This window comes from Hymenobacter sp. 15J16-1T3B, from assembly GCF_020711235.1.
Classification (GTDB): Bacteria; Bacteroidota; Bacteroidia; order Cytophagales; family Hymenobacteraceae; genus Solirubrum.
Genome location: NZ_JAJFAV010000002.1, coordinates 415256 through 432243 on the forward strand (window position 1 = coordinate 415256; position 16988 = coordinate 432243).

General features: G+C 67.0%; 15 protein-coding genes and 1 tRNA gene. 4 read left to right on the forward strand and 12 right to left on the reverse strand.

Features of this window, described 5'->3' with window-relative positions:
- The first annotated feature begins 10 nt into the window (after nucleotides 1–10).
- The gene (locus LJ737_RS05100; RefSeq protein WP_227763464.1) at nucleotides 11–448 is read left to right on the forward strand and encodes an OmpA family protein; all 438 of its coding nucleotides are present in this window, start codon (nucleotides 11–13) and stop codon (nucleotides 446–448) included.
- Between the two features lie 8 nt (nucleotides 449–456).
- On the opposite strand, the gene LJ737_RS05105 is transcribed toward LJ737_RS05100, so the two are convergent.
- The 4 genes from LJ737_RS05105 to LJ737_RS05120 all read right to left on the reverse strand — a co-directional run bounded on the left by LJ737_RS05105 (nucleotide 457) and on the right by LJ737_RS05120 (nucleotide 2446).
- Nucleotides 457–1359 (reverse strand): histone deacetylase family protein, encoded by a 903-nt coding sequence (locus tag LJ737_RS05105; protein ID WP_227763678.1) that lies wholly within the window; start codon nucleotides 1357–1359, stop codon nucleotides 457–459.
- 70 nt (nucleotides 1360–1429) lie between these two features.
- Nucleotides 1430–1834 (reverse strand): hypothetical protein, encoded by a 405-nt coding sequence (locus LJ737_RS05110; RefSeq protein WP_227763465.1) that lies wholly within the window; start codon nucleotides 1832–1834, stop codon nucleotides 1430–1432.
- A gap of 78 nt (nucleotides 1835–1912) precedes the next feature.
- Nucleotides 1913–2185: a hypothetical protein gene (locus LJ737_RS05115; protein ID WP_227763467.1), complete on the reverse strand. Its 273-nt coding sequence runs from the start codon at nucleotides 2183–2185 to the stop codon at nucleotides 1913–1915.
- Between the two features lie 186 nt (nucleotides 2186–2371).
- A tRNA-Val gene (locus tag LJ737_RS05120) sits at nucleotides 2372–2446 on the reverse strand.
- A 196-nt stretch (nucleotides 2447–2642) separates the two neighbouring features.
- Between LJ737_RS05120 and LJ737_RS05125 the strand changes: the two genes are divergently transcribed.
- Nucleotides 2643–3344: a porin family protein gene (locus LJ737_RS05125; protein ID WP_227763469.1), complete on the forward strand. Its 702-nt coding sequence runs from the start codon at nucleotides 2643–2645 to the stop codon at nucleotides 3342–3344.
- Between the two features lie 126 nt (nucleotides 3345–3470).
- Complete coding sequence (locus LJ737_RS05130; RefSeq protein WP_227763470.1) at nucleotides 3471–3977, forward strand: DUF6992 family protein; 507 nt, start codon at nucleotides 3471–3473, stop codon at nucleotides 3975–3977.
- Between the two features lie 79 nt (nucleotides 3978–4056).
- On the opposite strand, the gene LJ737_RS05135 is transcribed toward LJ737_RS05130, so the two are convergent.
- The 7 genes from LJ737_RS05135 to LJ737_RS05165 form a co-directional block, all read right to left on the reverse strand.
- A complete protein-coding gene (locus LJ737_RS05135; protein ID WP_227763472.1) occupies nucleotides 4057–4611 on the reverse strand; it encodes a type 1 glutamine amidotransferase domain-containing protein in 555 nt (184 codons plus the stop codon).
- A gap of 120 nt (nucleotides 4612–4731) precedes the next feature.
- Nucleotides 4732–5265, reverse strand: coding sequence for an acyl-CoA thioesterase (locus LJ737_RS05140; RefSeq protein WP_227763474.1), 534 nt, complete (start codon nucleotides 5263–5265; stop codon nucleotides 4732–4734).
- A gap of 105 nt (nucleotides 5266–5370) precedes the next feature.
- Entirely contained in the window at nucleotides 5371–5910 is a 540-nt protein-coding gene (locus LJ737_RS05145) for a hypothetical protein (RefSeq protein ID WP_227763475.1), read from the reverse strand.
- A gap of 123 nt (nucleotides 5911–6033) precedes the next feature.
- On the reverse strand, nucleotides 6034–7152 hold the full coding sequence (locus LJ737_RS05150) for a DUF3616 domain-containing protein (RefSeq protein WP_227763477.1): 1119 nt from the start codon (nucleotides 7150–7152) through the stop codon (nucleotides 6034–6036).
- A gap of 8 nt (nucleotides 7153–7160) precedes the next feature.
- Nucleotides 7161–7583, reverse strand: coding sequence for a hypothetical protein (locus LJ737_RS05155; RefSeq protein WP_227763479.1), 423 nt, complete (start codon nucleotides 7581–7583; stop codon nucleotides 7161–7163).
- 76 nt (nucleotides 7584–7659) lie between these two features.
- Nucleotides 7660–11271: a PAS domain-containing hybrid sensor histidine kinase/response regulator gene (locus LJ737_RS05160; RefSeq protein WP_227763481.1), complete on the reverse strand. Its 3612-nt coding sequence runs from the start codon at nucleotides 11269–11271 to the stop codon at nucleotides 7660–7662.
- A gap of 37 nt (nucleotides 11272–11308) precedes the next feature.
- Nucleotides 11309–12670, reverse strand: coding sequence for a sigma-54-dependent transcriptional regulator (locus LJ737_RS05165; RefSeq protein ID WP_227763483.1), 1362 nt, complete (start codon nucleotides 12668–12670; stop codon nucleotides 11309–11311).
- Between the two features lie 319 nt (nucleotides 12671–12989).
- Between LJ737_RS05165 and LJ737_RS05170 the strand changes: the two genes are divergently transcribed.
- On the forward strand, nucleotides 12990–15152 hold the full coding sequence (locus LJ737_RS05170) for a T9SS type A sorting domain-containing protein (RefSeq protein WP_227763485.1): 2163 nt from the start codon (nucleotides 12990–12992) through the stop codon (nucleotides 15150–15152).
- Between the two features lie 89 nt (nucleotides 15153–15241).
- On the opposite strand, the gene LJ737_RS05175 is transcribed toward LJ737_RS05170, so the two are convergent.
- On the reverse strand, nucleotides 15242–16936 hold the full coding sequence (locus LJ737_RS05175; protein WP_227763487.1) for a T9SS type A sorting domain-containing protein: 1695 nt from the start codon (nucleotides 16934–16936) through the stop codon (nucleotides 15242–15244).
- Nucleotides 16937–16988 lie beyond the last annotated feature (52 nt).

The following is a 16988-nucleotide window of genomic DNA, read 5'->3' on the forward strand; positions in this document are numbered from 1 at the left end:
CCCGCACCTCATGAAGTCACCGCTACTGCTGCTGAGCCTGGCCCTGCTGGGCTTTTCGGCCTGCCAATCGGACAACAAACCCGCCGCCGGCGTGGAGCTGGCCAGCCGCCGCCTGCCCGAAGGCCTGACCTACACGCTGCCCACCGACCAGCTGTTTGCGCCAAACGACGCCAAGCTCACCGATCAGGCCGGCAATTCCTTGGAAGCCCTGGCCGGGCAGCTGCAAAAGCAGCAAGCCAAGCAACTCATCATCCGCTGCTACACCGATGAGCAGGGCGACGAAGGCAAAAACCTGGCCCTGACGCAGGAGCGGGTTCAGTCGGTGGGCGCGTGGCTGCGCGAGCACGGCGTGGCCGCGCCCGTCGAGCTGCAGGGCATGGGCCAAGCCAACCCCGGCGCGGCCGGGCAGGGCCGCAACCGCCGCCTCGAAGTGGTGGTAATGCAGTAGCCCCGCGGCTAGCCCCACAGCTCCGCCGCCACCCGAAACGTGTTGGCGTGGGCCTCCACGATGTCGGCCACGCGCTCGGAGTAGCCGCCGCCCATGCACACCACCACCGGCAGCTGGTGGCGGTGGCACAGCTCCAGCACCAGCCGGTCGCGCTGCCGGCAGCCCTCCCGGGTCAGCGCCAGATGCCCCAGCTTGTCGGTGGCCAGCACGTCGGCGCCGGCGAGGTAAAAGACGAACTCGGGCTGCTCCTGGTCGAGCAGGCGCGGCAGCGTGTCGGCCAGCAGGCGCAGGTAGGTGGCGTCGTCGGTGCCGTCGGGCAGGGGCAGGTCCAGGTCCGACTGCTCCTTGCGGGCCGGGTAGTTGCGGCCGCCGTGCATCGAAAACGTGAACACCCGCGGCTCGTGGCGAAACAGCGCGGCCGTGCCGTTGCCCTGGTGCACGTCCAGGTCCACGATGAGCACCTTGGCTATGCCTTCGTGGCGCAGCAGGTAGTTGGCCGCCACGGCTTGGTCGTTGAGCAGGCAGAACCCCTCGCCTCGGTCGGCAAAGGCGTGGTGGGTGCCGCCGGCCACGTTCAGGGCCACGCCGGTGTGCCGCGCTAGCCGGGCGCATTGCACCGTGCCGCCCAGGATGGCCACCTCGCGCGCCACCAGCGCCTCCGACCACGGAAACCCCGTGGCGCGTTCTTCCTGCCGCGTGAGCTGGCCCTGCACGAGGCGGTGGTAGTAGCCCGCCTCGTGGGTTTCGAGTATGTATTTTTCCGGCAGCGGCGTGGGAGCGAAGAGGCTTTCTTCGGGCAGCGTGCCTTCGCGCACCAGCTGCTCGGGCAGCAGCTCGTATTTGAGCATGGGAAAGCGGTGGCCAGCGGGCAGCGGGTGGGCGTAGAGCGGGGCCCAAGCCACGGGCAGCAGATGGGGCGGCAGGGCCGGATGGGGAAGCGTCACAGGCAGCAACAACCGCAAACCCGCGGCCGGGGTTACGTCATTGGAGCTGCATCAGCAGCCATTCCACGGCCGGCGCCTCGTCGTCGAAGTAACGGTAGGTCAGGTTCAGGTCGCGCCCCTGGGTGGTGACAGAGGCCGTAGCCAGGCGGGCAAACACGTCGTGGGCCTGCACCACGGCCCCGAAGCGGTAGCCGCCATCCGCGACGGCAGCGGGCATCCACTGGTGCATGACGTGCTGCTGCTCGCTGGCCGAAAACGGCTGCATCAGGCGCTGGTCGACGAGCAAACGGCCGTCGGCACGGCGGGCCAGCAGGCGCGTGACGTGGCCGAGCAGGGCGCGCAGCTCGTCTTCGCTTCGCTGACCAGGGTGGTAAGTCAGGCGGGCAAAGCCGGCCGGATCATCGCTGATGCGGCCGGCCCGGTTCTCAAAATACAGGCGCAAGGAAAGCTGGAGGTAAAAGGCGGCACAGGTGGTAACCGGGAAAGCCGCAAATAGTTGGGCGGGGCCGCAAGAACCCGCTCAGTTGGGCGTAATAGCGGTGGCGCGCAGCTCCTGGTCGGCCACGGTGCAGAAATACTCGCGGGCCATGGGCAGGTCGGCCTCAGCCACGCAGTGCGCGTGCGCCGGCGACTGGCTACGGGCGGTGCAGGTGCATTCGCAGATGGCGAGCAGGGTGGTAGGGGTGAGGGCTTGGGGCAGGAGGTGGGGCCGCAGGGCGTGCACGTAGTTCTGCACCCACCGGGTATAGTGGTACAGTCCCACGGCAGACCGCAGGTCGTAAGGAGTCAGCATGAAGGCAATAGGCGTGGAAGGGAGCGGGTGTACCGAAGTACCCCGCAATATAAAACCACGGTATGATATCATGCTATTTTGCCGGGCTTTTGTCGGGAAGCACGGTAATCCGCCGTATTCTCCCGCCCAACACGCCGGGCGTGAATGCAAAAATCCCCGCCTCCGGGGAAGGAAGCGGGGATGCTGTGAAGCGTACTGGACTCGAACCAGTGGCCTCCACCGTGTCAAGGTGGTGCTCTAAACCAACTGAGCTAACGCTCCGGACGGGGTGTTGCCCGAAGTCACAAACTTAATCTGGTAAGATAATGCGTTGCAAGCACTGGGTCAAGAAAATTTTTCGAAACGAGCTGGACCGGTGCAACCCGGGGCTGCTGGCTTTAGTATAGAACCCTGCTAATGCGGCTGTAACCTAAGTAGGATAAACGGCGGCGTAGCCTAACTATCAAGCCTTTTCGTCATGAAAAAAATTGCACTCATTTTGTCGCTGTGCGCCCTTTGCGGTGGCAGCGCCTTTGCCCAACGCGGGGTCGAAGGCATCCGCAAATCGTCGGATTATCAGACCACCCCGGACTCGCGCAACAACGGCTTCGGCCTCAAAGGCGGTTGGAACGCCTCGACCATCCGCGGCGCCGAGCAGAAAAACTACTCCGACCTCTCGGCCCGCAACAACTTCCACGCCGGGGCCTACGCCCAATTCGGCTTCTCGCCCCAGACCTCGTTGCAGGTAGAAGCGCTCTACAGCCGGCAGGGCTACAAAGCCGCTTCGCAGTACCGCACCACCAGCGCCGGCGCCCCGAACACGGCCAAGTACGAAACCCAGCTCGACTACGTGCAGGTGCCGGTGATGTTCGTCTACAACTTCGTCGACAACGTGAGCTTCCACGTGGGGCCGCAGGTGTCCTTGCTGGTCAACGCCAAGGAAAACAAGAACTCGGTGAACCTGTCGGACCGCAACTACAACTCGCTGGACTACGGCGCCGTGGGCGGCATCGAGGCCCGCGTGGGGCCGGCCCGCATCGGCGGCCGCTACGTGCTGAGCCTGGGCGACATCTACAACGACCCGAAAATGGAAAACGGCGTGATGACGCCCGACAGCCGCATCGACAACATCAAGAACAGCGTGATTCAGGTGTACGTGGGCTTCGGCTTCTCGCAGTAGCCTGTCCCGCTAACGTCGTTGCACCCGCTTCAGGAAGCCAGCCCCCACCGGGCTGGCTTCTTTGTTGCTGCTTACCTTGAACGGCCGCTCAGGACTTCCCTTGGTCTGCTTTTTCACCGCTCCGCCATGCCCGCCGTCAGCGCCGCCCTCGACGCCCTTAACCAACAACGGGAATTACTTACCCAGCAGGGCATGGGCCTGCTGGGCGCCTGGGCCCTGCTCAATCTGCTGTTGAGCGGGTGGCTGGTGGCGCGCACCGGCCGGCGCACGGTGCGGCACCATTTCCACCTGATGAACGTGGCCTGGGGCGCCGTCAACGCGCTCATTGCCACTTGGGGCATTGTGCAGGCGCAGCCCCTGCACGCGGCGGGCCGCACGCTGGCCGCCAGCCTGCAGGCGCAGTTCGAGCTGGAAAAGCTGCTGCTCCTGAACGCGGGGCTCGACGTGGCCTACCTCGCCGCCGGCGCTTGGCTGCTGGCCCGGGCGGCGCGGGCCGGGGAGGCGCGGCCCGAGCGGCTGCGCGGCTTTGGGCAGTCGGTGCTGCTGCAGGGCGCGTTTCTGCTGGCGTTTGATGCGGGGCTGTACGGGCTGAGTCACCGCTTTGCGGCGGCGCTGCTGGCCTTGGTGCCATAAGCAGTAGGCCGCAAACAACAACCGCCCGGCCGCTTACACGGTCGGGCGGTTGCCTTCAGAGTGAGGCGCTTGGCGGCAATTACTTCCCGCCAATCTTCTCGATCAACGTCTTGTTAAACGCGGGCAGGTCGCCGGGGTTGCGGCTGGTCACCAGGTTGCCGTCGACGACGACCTCGGAATCCTCCCAGCGGCCGCCGGCGTTCTTGATGTCGGTTTTGAGGCTGGCCCAGCTCGTCACGTTCTTGCCGCGCAGCACGTCGGCTTCCACCAGCAGCCAGGGACCGTGGCAAATAGCGCCCACTACCTTGCCGGCGCGCACAAAATCGGCGGCGAATTGCACGGCCTTGGGCTCGGTGCGCAGCACATCGGGGTTCATTTGCCCGCCCGGCAGCACCAGCGCGTCGTAATCGGCCGGCTTGGCCTGGTCCAGGGTTTTGTCGACGCTGACCTTGTCGCCCCAGTCTTTCTGGTCCCAGCCCTTGATGGAGCCGCTCTTAAGTGACACGATGTCGACGTCGGCGCCCGCGTCCTTGAAGGCTTTGACGGGTTTTTCCAGTTCCGATTGCTCGAAACCGTCGGTGGCCAGTACGGCTATGTGTTTGCCTTTCAGCGCGTCGTTGCCGAAAATGCTCATGGTAGTAAGTGTTTTGGGGTGGTGTGGAAACGAAAACCGGAACCACCCGCGGGGGCTGGTTCCGGTTCTGGCTTAACGGCAAATCCACGGCGAGGTTGTTTCAGAGGCGCCGGGCGGGGCTTATTCGTCGGGGTGGCCGGCGGCCTTGCGCTGCTGCTTGAAATGGCGGCGCAGCTCCTGCACGCGCTCATCGAAGCCGTCGGCATCGTAGCTGATGTCCTCCACGTCGAGCTGGTCGAGTAGGTCCATCAGCGCGTCGGTGTGTTCGGCGCGCTTGCCGTTGGTGAGGCTCACGTAGGCCATTTCCGACCACAGCAGGGCCTTCAGGCGCAGGCCCTCGGCATCGAGCATCTGCATTTCCACCACTAGGCGGGAGTTATCGAAATGAATCAGCTGGGTGCGGATGAGCACCTGCTCGCCGTGGTTGGCGGGCTTGAGGTAGCTCAACTGGTGCTTGGTAATCACCCAGGCGGCCCGCTGCTCGCGGGCCTGCTGGCCCAGGTTGAGGGCGTAGTGGCGCAGGGCGTGCTCCTCGCGGGCGTTGAGGAAGTAGTCGAGGTAACGGGCGTTGTTGAGGTGGCCCAGCTGGTCGCAGTCCTGGAAGTAGATGCGGTGGCGCGACTCGGGGGTGCGCACCAGAGTAGGTGTGGTCATAGGGGCGGGTTGCTACGGCCGCAAGGTACGCGAATGCGCCGCGGGCGTTGCGCACCGCCCCGCGGGGCGGCCGTGGGGCCGCCGTTCAGTGACGGCCCGCGCGGCTTAGCCTTTCTGGCCGGTGCAGTGGCGCTGCACCGAGCGCAGGCGGCGTACCACGTCGCTTACTTCGGCTTCGCTGGTGGTGTAGAGGGGCAGGGTAATGGCGTCGATGCCCGACTTGCTGCCGCCCTGGGCCGCCGGGCGGCGCAGTAGCTTTAGCTCGTAGTGGGCCGGGTCCTTGGCCTCGGCTTTCATCAGGGTGTAGCTCACGGCCCCGATTTCGCTCCAGTCCAGGCCCAGGCTCAGCTCGAACTCCACCTTGGCGTCGGTCTTGGCGTCCCAGCTGCTGCCGTTTTTGCTGTTGCCGACGGAGATGTTCAGGGAGCTGGGGTTGTTCGGGGTGCGGTACTTGCGCACGGTTTGGCGCACCCCGCAATTAGCCAGGGACACCAGCACTTCCGCCGGCTCCTCGGGCTTGGGGTCGACCATGAGGCGGTTGAGCTGCTTGGTCAGGGCCTGCAGCTCGGCGGCCGGGGCTTGGGCGTGGGCGCTGCCGAAAGTCAGCAACGTAAAGGCCAAGGGGGCGACAAGCGTTTTGAGCATGGTCGTAAGCAAACCGTGCAAGGTGAAACCGGGACTTCGGCCTGGCACGAACAGGCGGGAGTCAGGGCGTCAGATGCAGGTGGGCCGGGCGACGTTGCCTAGCCCGGGCGTGCTCACCGGATTTTATTTTGCGCGCTTGGGCCTGGCTCGTTTCGGCAGGGTGTAGATGTCGGCCAGCACCGCATCCGCGGCGGGCTTGCGCGCGTCGGCGGGCGTATCGAACACGCAGAGCACGTGCTGCTCGTCGAGCACGGCCATGCCCTCGGCGCGGTCGTGGCCGGCGCGGTGCGGCACGTCGAACAGCCGCTGCAGGCGCTCGGGGTGGTGCAGGGTGTGCCGGGCGTGGGGGCCGAGCATGTCGGGCCAGCAGTACACGGCAATGGTGCCGTCGAGGTCCATGGTGGGGCCAGCCAGCAGGTACAGGTCGCGGTCGAGCAAGCGCAGCTCGCGCAGGCCCATGCCGCCCAGGTCGAGGAAGTGCTTGTGGTAGCGGTTGGCAGTGCCGGGCAGCTTGGCCAGGCGCAGCTGGCCGTGCTTGTCGGGCCGCGGCAGCAGCTCTAGCACCACGGCCCAGCCGCGCAGCACCGGTCCGCGCAGGCCCACAAACACCCGCCCGTCGGGCGCGGCGGCTAGGCCTTCGATGTCGAAGCCGTTGTCTTTGCCGGGCAGCTGGAGAAAAGGACCCAGGTGCTCGTCGCGGCGCAGCAGGTGCAGCAGCTCGTTGGCGCCGCCGCGGGGGCGCAGGGCCGCCGCAAACAGCAAGCGGTCCGGCCGGTCGGGGTCGGGGGCGGTGCGCCGCAGCGTGAAGTTGCCGGTAACCGGGTCGGGCAGCAGCGGCACCCGGGCCAGCAGGTAGCGGTTGGCGTCTGCCTCCACCTCGGCCAGCTTGCCGAGCTGCTTAGGCGCGTCGAGGTGCTCGGGGTCGGGCTTCTGGCGCTTGCGGCTGTGCGAGCCAATCAGCCAGAGGTAGTGCCCGGCCTCGGCTAAGCCTTCGAGGTCGACTTCCTGCTCTTGGCTGCCGGGCAGGTCCAGCAAATCTGCCAGCCGAAACGAAGCGTGCTGCCCAAACGAGCCGTCGGGCTGCCGGCGCAGGCGTTCCAGCGTGGCGCTTTCGTCGCCGGCCAGCCAGAGGTTGTCGCCCGTTAGCAGCACCGACGAGAGCCCGTCGCGCACGTGTTTACCGGCCGCGTTCCGGCTGCGTTCGGGGGCGAAGTGCAAGGCGCAGGTGCGGATGCGGGGCATGAGGACGCTTAGTTGCCGGCCCGCTGTTCGCGCAGCTTCTGCTGAATCTGCGGTTTGCGCTGCTGGTAGAGCTGGTACTGAGCCGGCGTCATGATCTGCTTGAGCTGGCCTTCGGAGGTGGTATTGATGCGGCGCAGGGCGCTGCCCAGGGCAGCTTTGTCGGTGCCAAACCGGGCTTGGGCGGCGTTGACTTGCTCCACCGTGGTGGCCAGCACCTGCCGGATGCGCTGGGTCTGGTCGTCGCGCAGCTTGAGCTCATCGGCCATGACGGCGGCCAAGTCGCGCACGTTTTCGCGGCGGATTTCCTCGGCGGAGCGGGGCTCGACGGCGGTGCTGGTGGCGGCTTCGCGCTTGGCGCGGCGGCGGGCGCAGCTGGTGGCCAGGGTGAGCATCAGCAACAGGGCCAGCAGCCAGAATCGGGGGCGGAACATACAGAGCGGGAAGAAGAGAGAAGGGAGTTCGGGCGTGCATACGCGAAATCCGCCGCCGGGTGGCACAGCCGCGCCCTCAGCTGCCCGGGTATTCGCGGCCGAGCTGCTCCATCACCCGTTCCAAGGCGGTGCATACCTGCTCAGTGAGCTGCCGCAGCCGGTCGGGCGCCGGTGCGCCCGCGTGGCCGGCGGTTTCCAGTTCGCGCAGGGCGGGCAGCAGGCCGTTGAGCCCGAGGCCGCCCACCGAGCTTTTTAGAAAGTGAGCGTTGTCGGCCAGCGCCGGCCAGTTCTGGGCCGCGCAGTGCTGCCGCATCTGGGCCAGCACCGGGGGTGTGGTGCGCGCAAACAGGCCGACCATGTGCCGCAGAAAGCCCGGGTCATCGGCGGCGAGGCGGCGCAACGGAGCCAAGTCCAGCGGCGCGGCCGGTTCGGCCACCGCCGGCGGGGCTTCGGCGGACTCGGCATAGGGCGTGGGCGGCGCGGACTCGGGCTGGGCCACTAGCTGCTGCAGCGTGGCCAGCAGCTTGGCCTCCTGAAACGGTTTGGAAATGTAGCTGACGAAACCGGCCTGCCGGCAGCGGGCTGCTTCGCCGGGCAGGGCGTGGGCCGTCAGGGCCACGATGGGGGTGCGGGCACGCGCGGCGTCGGGGTGGGCCAGCATGTGGCGGGCAGCCGTCACGCCGTCCATGCCCGGCATCTGAATGTCCATCAGCACCACGTCGTAGCGCTGCCGCTCGAAGAGGTCCAGGGCCTGCAGGCCGTTGACGGCCGTGTCCACGGTGGCGCCCCAGCGGCGCAGCAGCGTGGCGGCCAGCAGCTGGTTCACGGCGTTGTCTTCGGCCAGCAGCACCCGGCAGGGCGGCAGGCTGCCCGCGGCCGGTGGCGCAGCCGGGGCGGCCGCGGCGGGTTGCTGCGCCGGCGGCAGGGGCAGCTCCACGTGGAAGGTGCTGCCCTGGCCCGGGGTGCTTTCGGCCCAGATGTGGCCGCCCAGCAGCTCCACCAGCCCGCGGCTAATGCTCAGGCCTAGCCCCGACCCGCCAAACTCGCGGGCGGTGCTGGCTGAAGCCTGCGTAAACGGCTCGAAAATGAGGGCCAGCTGGTGCGGGGCAATGCCGATGCCGGTGTCCTGCACGGCCAGGTGAAAGGTAGCCGCCTCGGGGCCGTCGGCCACCCAATGGCCGCGCAGCGTGACTTGGCCCTGGGCCGTAAACTTGATGGCGTTGCCGAGCAGGTTGAGCACAATCTGGCGCAGGCGGTGCGGGTCGCCGAGCACCAGGGCCGGCGGGGCCGCCGGCAGCTCCAGCCGCAGGCCAATCTGCTTTTCGGCGGCGCGCAGCTGCTGGCTGTCGAGCATGTCGCGCAGCAGGGCGTGGAGGTCAAACGGAATGTATTCCAGGCGCAGCTTGCCCGCCCCCAGCTGCGCCGCCGACAGCACGTCGTTGATGACCACCAGCAGGTGGTCGGCCGATTGCCGGATCAGCGCCAAGTAGTGCGCCTGGGTCGTGTCGAGCGGGCTTTGGGCCAGCAGCCCGGCCATGCCCAGGATGCCGTTGAGCGGGGTGCGTACTTCGTGGCTCATGTTGGCCAGAAACTCCTGCTTGACGCGGGCGTTTTCCTCGGCCGCGTCCTTGGCCGAACGCAGGGCCTGCTGCACGCGCTTGAGCTCGGTGATGTTGCTGTCGACGCCGAGCACCAGCACTTCCCCGTCGCTCTGCACGAAGGGCCGCTTGATGCTGTGGAAGCAGAGCACCTCGCCGTCGGCGCGCAAAAAGATTTCCTCCACCGCCAGCTGCGTCCCGGTCTGGATGACTTGCTGGTCCTGGGCGTGGTAGCGGGCTACCGTGTCGGGGTTTTCGTGCAGGTCCTCGATGGTGCGCCCAATGAGGTCTTCCACCGTGCGCCCGAACAGGTCGGCCGTGGCCTGGTTGGCCAGCACGTAGCGGCCGTCGGCGTCCTTGAGGTACACCAGGTGCGGCACCGAGTCGATGACCTGCCGCACCAAGCGGCTTTGCTCGGCGGTGCGGGCGCGGGCGCGCTGCCGCTCGTCCTCGTCGTGCTTCTGCTGGGTCACGTCCTCGCCCGAGCCGATGATTTCGCGGGGGCGGCCGGCGGCGTCGCGGGCAAACACGCTTTCGCGCACGCGCAGCCAGAGCACCGCGCCGTTGCGGTGGCGCAGGCGGTACTCGGTGGTGAGCAGCACCCCGTCGCCGGCTTGCCGCAAGGCGTTGCGGTGAGCTTGCAGCACCGGTTGGTCTTCGGGCAGCACCAAATGGCCGAACATGCCGGGGCCCATGGCTTGCAGGTCGCCTTCGGAATAGCCCAGCACGCCGACCACTTGCTGGTTGCAGTAGAGGTTGCGGCCTTCCTGCAGGTCGTAGAGGTAAATGATGTTGGGCACCGTGTCGGACACGCGGGCCAGAAAATGGCGGCTGCGGGCCAGTTCCTCGGTGGCGCGGCGCCGTTCGGTCACGTCTTCGGCCGAGCCCACCACCTGCCGCACCCGCCCCATGTCGTCGCGGTCGAATACCGTGATTTTGATCAGCAGCCAGCGCCACGACCCGTCGCGGTGCAGCATGCGCACTTCCGCTTCGAGCAGGCCGCCGTCAACCAGCGTGGAGTACCGGCCGAAGATGCCCAGGAGCGTGGGCACGTCGTCGGGGTGCATGAGCATGCGCATGGCGCCGGGGGCGAGGCGCTGCAGCTCGGTGGGGGCGTAGCCGAGCACCACTTCAGACTGGTCATTGCAGTAGAGCAGCCGCCGTTGCAGCATGTCGTACAAGAACACCAGCGTGGGCAGCGTATCGTTGATGCGGGCCAGCAAGAGCTGGCTGCGGCGCAACTCGGCTTCGGCCCGGCGCCGCACGCTGATGTCGGTCAGGTACACGTTGGCCGCGCCCTGGGCCGGCAGCGGTACCACCGTCCAGATGTAAAAGTGCCCGTCGAGCGGGTATTCCGTGGTGCGGGGCCGCTGCTCGGCTATGGCTTCGGCAATGTGGCGGCGCAGAAAGGCGGCGGTTTCCTGGTTGGCCGGGTCGGCGAGGGCCGCGCGCACGGGGCCGGCGGCGGCGTTGGCGTAGCGCAGCTCGCCCTGCAGGTCGGCCGTCAGGATGGGGTTCGGGCTCTGCTCCGACAGCTCCGAGAGCTGCTGAATGCGCCGCTGAGCGTGGTGCTGCCGGGTTACGTCTTCGTAGTTCCACAGGTGCAGGGCCACGGCCGGTCCTTGGTGCAGCGGCAAATAATGGCCCTGCAGCACGCGTCCGTCGCGCAGGTCGAAGCTCTGCTGCTCGGCCCGGGCGGGGTCGGCAATGGCGCGCTCCGCCCAGGCCGCGAAGGCCGCCGCGTCGGCGGGCGGGTTGCTGGCGCGGGCCAGCACCGCCGCCGTGTGCTGGCCCAGCAGGGCCGCGGGTGGATCGGGCAGGCCCAGCAGGTCGCACAGGAGCTGGTTGGCCAGGGCCACCTGCCGCGTCGGCGTTTCGGCCAGCACGGCCGTGGGCAAGGTTTGCAGCAGCAAGCTCAGCTGGGCGGCCGTGGCCGTGCGCTGCTGCTCCACTTGCTGTTGCAGGGCCTCTAGCTGGGCTTGCGCGGCTGCGAGTTGCTGCTCGGCCTGCTGGCGGGCGTGGCGGTCCTGGGCCCAGCGGCGGACGCGGACCAACTGGTGACGGCTAAGGCGGGCGGATTCGGAACGCATAACTACAGCACGGAATAGGGCGCCGCGGCGCCGCTGCCTAGCGCACCCGCACCTCGTTGTTCTGAATCATACGGTAAATAGTGGACTTGCCGATTTTCAGCACGTGCGCCACCTGCAAAATATTGCCATTGTGCGCATCCAGGTGGCGTTGCACGATGCCGGCTACCTGCTCGCGCAAGGATTCCTGCCCGTTGGCTTCGGCTTCGGGGTGCAGGGTGTTGCGCAGGGAAAGGTCCTTGGGCGTGATAGTGTCGCTCTCGGCCAATACCGCGGCCAGCTCCACCACGGCCTTCAGCTCACGCACGTTGCCGGGGAAGGGGTACTGCAGCAGCTTCTGGCGGGCCGCCTCCGAGAAGCGCAGCAGCGGCAGCGAGTTTTGCAGGCAGAACTCGCGCAGGAAGGTTTCGGCCAGCAGCAGCACGTCGGCGCCCCGCTCGCGCAGGGGCGGCAGCACGATGGGCAGGCCCAGCAGGCGGTAGTACAGGTCCTGGCGGAAGCGGCCTTCCTTCACTTCCTCGCCCAGGTCGCGGTGGGTGGCCACCATCAGGCGCGCGTCGAAGGGCACGGGCTTGGTGCCGCCCACGCGCATCAGTTCGCGCTCCTGCAGCACGCGCAGCAGCTTGGCCTGCAGGTTCAGGTCCAGCTCGGCAATTTCGTCGAGAAACAGCGTGCCGCCGTGGGCCTGCTCGAAGTAGCCCACGCGGCGCGTCACGGCCCCGGTGAAAGCGCCCTTTTCGTGCCCGAACAGCTCCGACTCAATCAGGTCGCGCGGCACGGCGGCCACGTTGACGGCCACGAACGACTGCTCGCGCCGCGGCGACTGGTAATGAATGGCTTTGGCCGCCAGTTCTTTGCCGGTGCCCGTTTCGCCGCTCAGCGACACGGTGATGCTGGTGCGGGCGGCCTTCTCGATCAGGCCCAGCAGCTCCTTGATTTTGGGGCTGGTGCCCACGATGGAGCGGGCCGGGTCGAACTTCTGGCCGACTTGCTGGCGCAATTGGGCGTTTTCGCGGCGCAAAGCCAGTTGCTCCCCGACTTTCTGCGCGCTGAACCACAGGCGCTCGGCCGTGTCGGCTTCCTTCACGAAGTAGTCGTAGGCGCCCTTCTTGAGCAGGTCGACGGCCGTGCTCACGTCTTCCTGGGCCGAAATGACGATGATGGGCACGTCTGGCAGCCGCTCGCGCAGCTGCGTCATGACCTGCTCGCCGGAGGCATCGGGCAGGGAGTAATCCAGGGTAATCAGGTCCGGCGTTTCACTGGCTAGATGCTGGAGGCATTGCTGCCCCGAGGCAAACTGCCGCACGGTGTAATCCGGGTTTTGCGAGAGTTTGTAAGCCAGCAGTTCGCTGTACCAGGCGTTGTCTTCGACGATGAAAACGGTGAGGGAGGGCGAAGGCATGGGGTGGGGTATTCGCCCCGCCGCTCAGCCAAAAGCCAAGCCGCGGGCATGGGAATGGGGTTATTCCCGGTGAGTTTGTTTTCGACGTTGCAATAGGGACAAAGGAGCGCGTGCCGCTAGTATAGGGCATTCTGAGCAGGCTGCCAACTATTCCCAAAATGGGATGAGTATTCCTGTTCGTAGATAATATAGTTTTCTTTATATAATCATAAAATGCTGATAATTAACTACTAGCTGCTTGGCACGGTGGGGCGGACATAGAATTGCCAACTGCGCGGTATGCCGAACATTCACCCGCGGCTGATACACCTGCGCAATTATGAAACATCTTGTCTCACTGCTGAATAACGCGGCCCAGGGCTTGTTCTTGGGCGCCACACTGGCATGGGGAGCCCCTGCTACCGAGGCGGCCGCTCAGGCCTCCCTCACTCCGTATTATTCCAAATTTGCGACGCCCGCCTCCCCGGACCAGTACAGCGTGCAGCGCAACGGCGTGCTGTGCGTGGGCTGCGGCGTGGCCAACCCCGACCGGGCCGCCGACAACACGCTCGCCAACTACGCGACGGTGCAGCAGAGCGTAGGCGCCGGCAACCGCGCCGCCCTGCGCCTGAGCCTGAACGGTACGGCCCCGGCCCTGCACCGCGTGGGCGTGGTGGTCAGCAGCGGCTCCACCCTCAACGCCGGAGCACTCAGCGCCATCGTGCTGCGCACTTACCGCGCGGGCGTGCTCCAGGAAACGCGCCTGGGCAACGCGTCGGGCGTGACGGCCACGGCCCTCGGCGACGGCCGCACCCAACTCGACTTCATCAGCCAGCAGGCAGTGGACCAGCTGGAAGTGGAGGCGACCATCGTGCTGAACGTGCTCAACACCCTGGACGTGTACTACGCGTACGCCGTGCCGGCCAACGTGGTGACCACCGCTGCCGGCTACCTGTCGCGCCTGACGACGCCCTCGGCCAGCGACTACACGGCCACGGCTTCGGGCGGCCTCGGCTGCCTGAACTCCGGCGTGCAGGACCCGCTGAACGCCGTCACGTCCTCGCTCACCGACAACGCCACGCTGCACGTGACGGGCATCGGCTGCAAGGCCACGCTGCAGGTGGAACTGGAGGGCAGCGCCCCGGCCGGCTACCAAGCGGGCTTCGTGATTGGCAGCAGCAGCGTGCTGGACCTGAACGTGCTCAGCAGCCTCAAAATCAAAACCTACAAGGACGGTGTGCTGCAAGAAACCGGCTCGGCGGCCAACCTGCTCGACCTGAAGCTGCTGCCCGACGGCAAGTACCAGGTGAGCTTCCGCACCGGCCAGCCCTTCGACCACGTGGAGCTGGAAAAAACCGGCGTGCTCGGCCTGCTCGACGACCTGCAGGTGTACTACGGCTTCGGCATTGAGCCCCGCGCGTTTGAAGACCAGGAGCCGATTCTCTCCGACTTTGCCGCGGGCCAGACCGGCGGCAACTACCAGACCGGCGGCACTTGCACCAACTGCATCAGCAACCCCGAGCGGGCGGCCGATGCCTCGCTGACCAACTACGCCCAGATGAACTTTCCGACCATCAGCCTGGGCGGCTCGCAGGTGCTGCGCCTGCGCGTGAATGGCGACGCCAACGCCGGCAACCGGGCCGGGGTGGCATTGAGCTTCAACAACGGCCTGCTCAGCACCAGCCTGCTGAGCAACGTGACGCTGCGCACCTACGCCGCCGACGGCACCCTGCTCGAAAGCGCCAGCGGCAGCAGTCTGCTGAGCACCGGCTTGCTGGGCAGCACGGCCCAGGAAATTGGCTTCCTGACCACCCAAGACTTTGAGTGGGTGGAAGTGGAAATCAACAACGGCATCGGGCTGGGCAGCAACGCGCAGATTTACTACGCCTTCGCCGACGACCCGGTGCAGGGCTTCCCGAGCACCATCACGCCGCCCACGGTGCTGCCGGTGGAGCTGCGCGCCTTCCAGGCCAAAGCCGCCGCGGCCGCCGTGGAGCTGAGCTGGGAAACCGCCCTCGAAAAGAACAGCAGCTACTTCGGCGTGGAGCGCGCCACCGCGGCCGACGGCAGCTTCGTGGAAATCGGCCGCGTGCAGGCCGCCGGCAACAGCACCTCCCTGCGCCGCTACGCCACCCGCGACGCCGAGGCCGGCCGCCTGCCCGCTGGCACGCTCTACTACCGCCTGCGCCAGGTCGACGTCGACGGCAGCACCACGTACTCCGCCGTGCAAGCCGTGCGTTGGCAGCCCCAGACCGCGGCGGTGTTGTCGTTGTATCCCAACCCCGCCACCGACGCGGCCACTGTGCAGCTGAGCAGCGGCCTGCCCACCGGCGGCGTGCTCTGCCTCTACACTACCCGCGGGCAGCTGGTGCGCCGTCAGGAGCTCAGCGTCCATGCGCCCGGCCTCACGCTGAAAGGCCTGCCGGCCGGCTTGTACCAGGTGGTGTTGCTCGACGCCCGCGGCCAACGCATTGCCAACGAACGGCTGAGCGTGGTCCGCTAGCCCGGCTGGTGTAGCCCGCTTGAAACCGCAACGGCCCGGCGTCTGGTACCAGACGCCGGGCCGTTGCGGTTTCAAGCGGATGAAGGTGCCTAGGGCTGCACGCGCACCAAGCGGACAACCTGCGTACCATCGGCCGAGCGGGCCGTGTACACGCCGGCGGGCAGCGTGGGACGGGGCGTCCAGGTCAGCTCGGTTTCGGCGGCGGCCCCGGCGGGCACGGGCAGGCGGTCCACCACGCGGCCCAGCTGGTCCACGATATCGACCTGCCCGGCGCGGCGCGGCAGCGTGAAGTGAACCTGCTCGCTAAACGGGTTGGGGTAGGCGCTGTAGAGCAGGCGGGCCGCCGGGCGGGTCGCCGTGGCGTTGCCCGTGACGCGAAGCACCAGCACGTAGTTTTGCACGCCTTTGGCGGGGCAGGCATTGTCTTCCAGGCGCACGGGAATGCGGAACGTGCGGCCCACCACGTCGGCATCGGGGCGCAGGCGCACTTGCAGCACAGGGCTGGTCGAGCCGTTGTTGGTCAGCGTGATGGGCAAGCCCGGGGAGCTGGGGTTGACGTACAGGCTGGCGTACAGCGGGTCGGTGGGCAGCGTGTGCGTCAGCGTGAGCACGTCGTTCGGGTTCGAGTCGGTGAAGGTGAAGTTGACGGTGCTGCTGCCCAGGTAGGGCGCCGTCACGACCAGCGAATCGGGCGCGGCGGCGGCGGGGGTGGCGGAGCTCACGGCGCCCGGGAGCCCGTTGGTGCCGCAGTCCATCACAATCACCATGATGTCGCGGCGCACCGAGCCAACCTGGTAGTAGCGGCCGTTGATGCGGCGGTACTCCGTCACCTTGCCCACCACGGTGTACTTGTTGTTGGCCGGGTTGGTGGCATCGTACAGGGCCGGGCGGAAAGTAAACGTGCCCTGGCGCGGGTTAAACTGGAACAGCGGCGTGACCTGACGCGCCGGGCAGTTGCCGGTCACCTCGTAGGACGCAATCGGGTACGCGGCCGAGTAGTTCTGGGGCAGGCCACTGGGGTAGATCAGGCAGGGGTTCTGCGGGGTCGAGCTCGGGTCGAATATCGGCGTCGTGCTGTTGAAGCCGGTGGGTTTGTACGTCATCGGCTGGTTGCAGCCTTCCTGCACCGCCGGCAGGCTGTACACCAGCGAGTCGCCGTCGGGCTCGGTCGCCAGGAAGCTCACGGTGTTGCGCTGCTGGTAGCACACAAACGAGGTGGGCGCCTGCTGCTCGAAGTACTGCGCCGAGGTGTTGTTGATGGTTTGCGTGGTGCCGCTGGCCAGCGTAATCTGGTTGTTGAGTGTGGCCTCCAGGTACAGGTCCTGGGAGCCGCCGGTAATGTTGGCCAGCGCCGGGCGGGCGTTTTCCTGCACGCTCAGCGTCCACGAAGCAGCGGGCGGCAGCGTCACCACGGCCTCGTACTTGGCCGTTTCGTAGTTGGGGCGGCCGGCCGAGCTACAGGCGTTGCCGGTGCTGGTGCAGTACGGCGTGCCGGTGGTGAGCACCCCGCGCACGAGCGTGGCGGTGAAGTTGCGCGAATCGGTGCTGGTGCACGCCGTCGTGGACGTACCCACCCGGCAGTTCAACGTCAGCGACGTAGGCGCGTCAATGCCGCTGCAGTCGCGCATGAAGCGGCACGTCACGCGGTAGCGGTTGGGCAGGGTTGCCGTGCCCACATACTCGTAGGTAAGCTGCCCGCCCTGGGCGTGCGAAGCGCGGGCCATCGGGTTGCCCAACAGAAGCCAGCCGCCAAGGAGCAGAAGCAAGCGTAAAGAGTATTTCATAAAGGATGATGGAAAAGGGTGATGAAAAACACGGGATTTCGCAGGGAAGCTA

Bases quoted from the DNA above. Each gene is read 5' to 3' on its own strand.
- LJ737_RS05100 (WP_227763464.1), top strand. From the start codon at position 11: ATGAAGTCACCGCTACTGCTGCTGAGCCTGGCCCTGCTGGGCTTTTCG.
- LJ737_RS05115 (WP_227763467.1), bottom strand. From the start codon at position 2,185: ATGCTGACTCCTTACGACCTGCGGTCTGCCGTGGGACTGTACCACTAT.
- LJ737_RS05125 (WP_227763469.1), top strand. From the start codon at position 2,643: ATGAAAAAAATTGCACTCATTTTGTCGCTGTGCGCCCTTTGCGGTGGC.
- LJ737_RS05130 (WP_227763470.1), top strand. From the start codon at position 3,471: ATGCCCGCCGTCAGCGCCGCCCTCGACGCCCTTAACCAACAACGGGAA.
- LJ737_RS05135 (WP_227763472.1), bottom strand. From the start codon at position 4,611: ATGAGCATTTTCGGCAACGACGCGCTGAAAGGCAAACACATAGCCGTA.
- LJ737_RS05140 (WP_227763474.1), bottom strand. From the start codon at position 5,265: ATGACCACACCTACTCTGGTGCGCACCCCCGAGTCGCGCCACCGCATC.
- LJ737_RS05145 (WP_227763475.1), bottom strand. From the start codon at position 5,910: ATGCTCAAAACGCTTGTCGCCCCCTTGGCCTTTACGTTGCTGACTTTC.
- LJ737_RS05150 (WP_227763477.1), bottom strand. From the start codon at position 7,152: ATGCCCCGCATCCGCACCTGCGCCTTGCACTTCGCCCCCGAACGCAGC.
- LJ737_RS05155 (WP_227763479.1), bottom strand. From the start codon at position 7,583: ATGTTCCGCCCCCGATTCTGGCTGCTGGCCCTGTTGCTGATGCTCACC.
- LJ737_RS05160 (WP_227763481.1), bottom strand. From the start codon at position 11,271: ATGCGTTCCGAATCCGCCCGCCTTAGCCGTCACCAGTTGGTCCGCGTC.
- LJ737_RS05165 (WP_227763483.1), bottom strand. From the start codon at position 12,670: ATGCCTTCGCCCTCCCTCACCGTTTTCATCGTCGAAGACAACGCCTGG.
- LJ737_RS05170 (WP_227763485.1), top strand. From the start codon at position 12,990: ATGAAACATCTTGTCTCACTGCTGAATAACGCGGCCCAGGGCTTGTTC.
- LJ737_RS05175 (WP_227763487.1), bottom strand. From the start codon at position 16,936: ATGAAATACTCTTTACGCTTGCTTCTGCTCCTTGGCGGCTGGCTTCTG.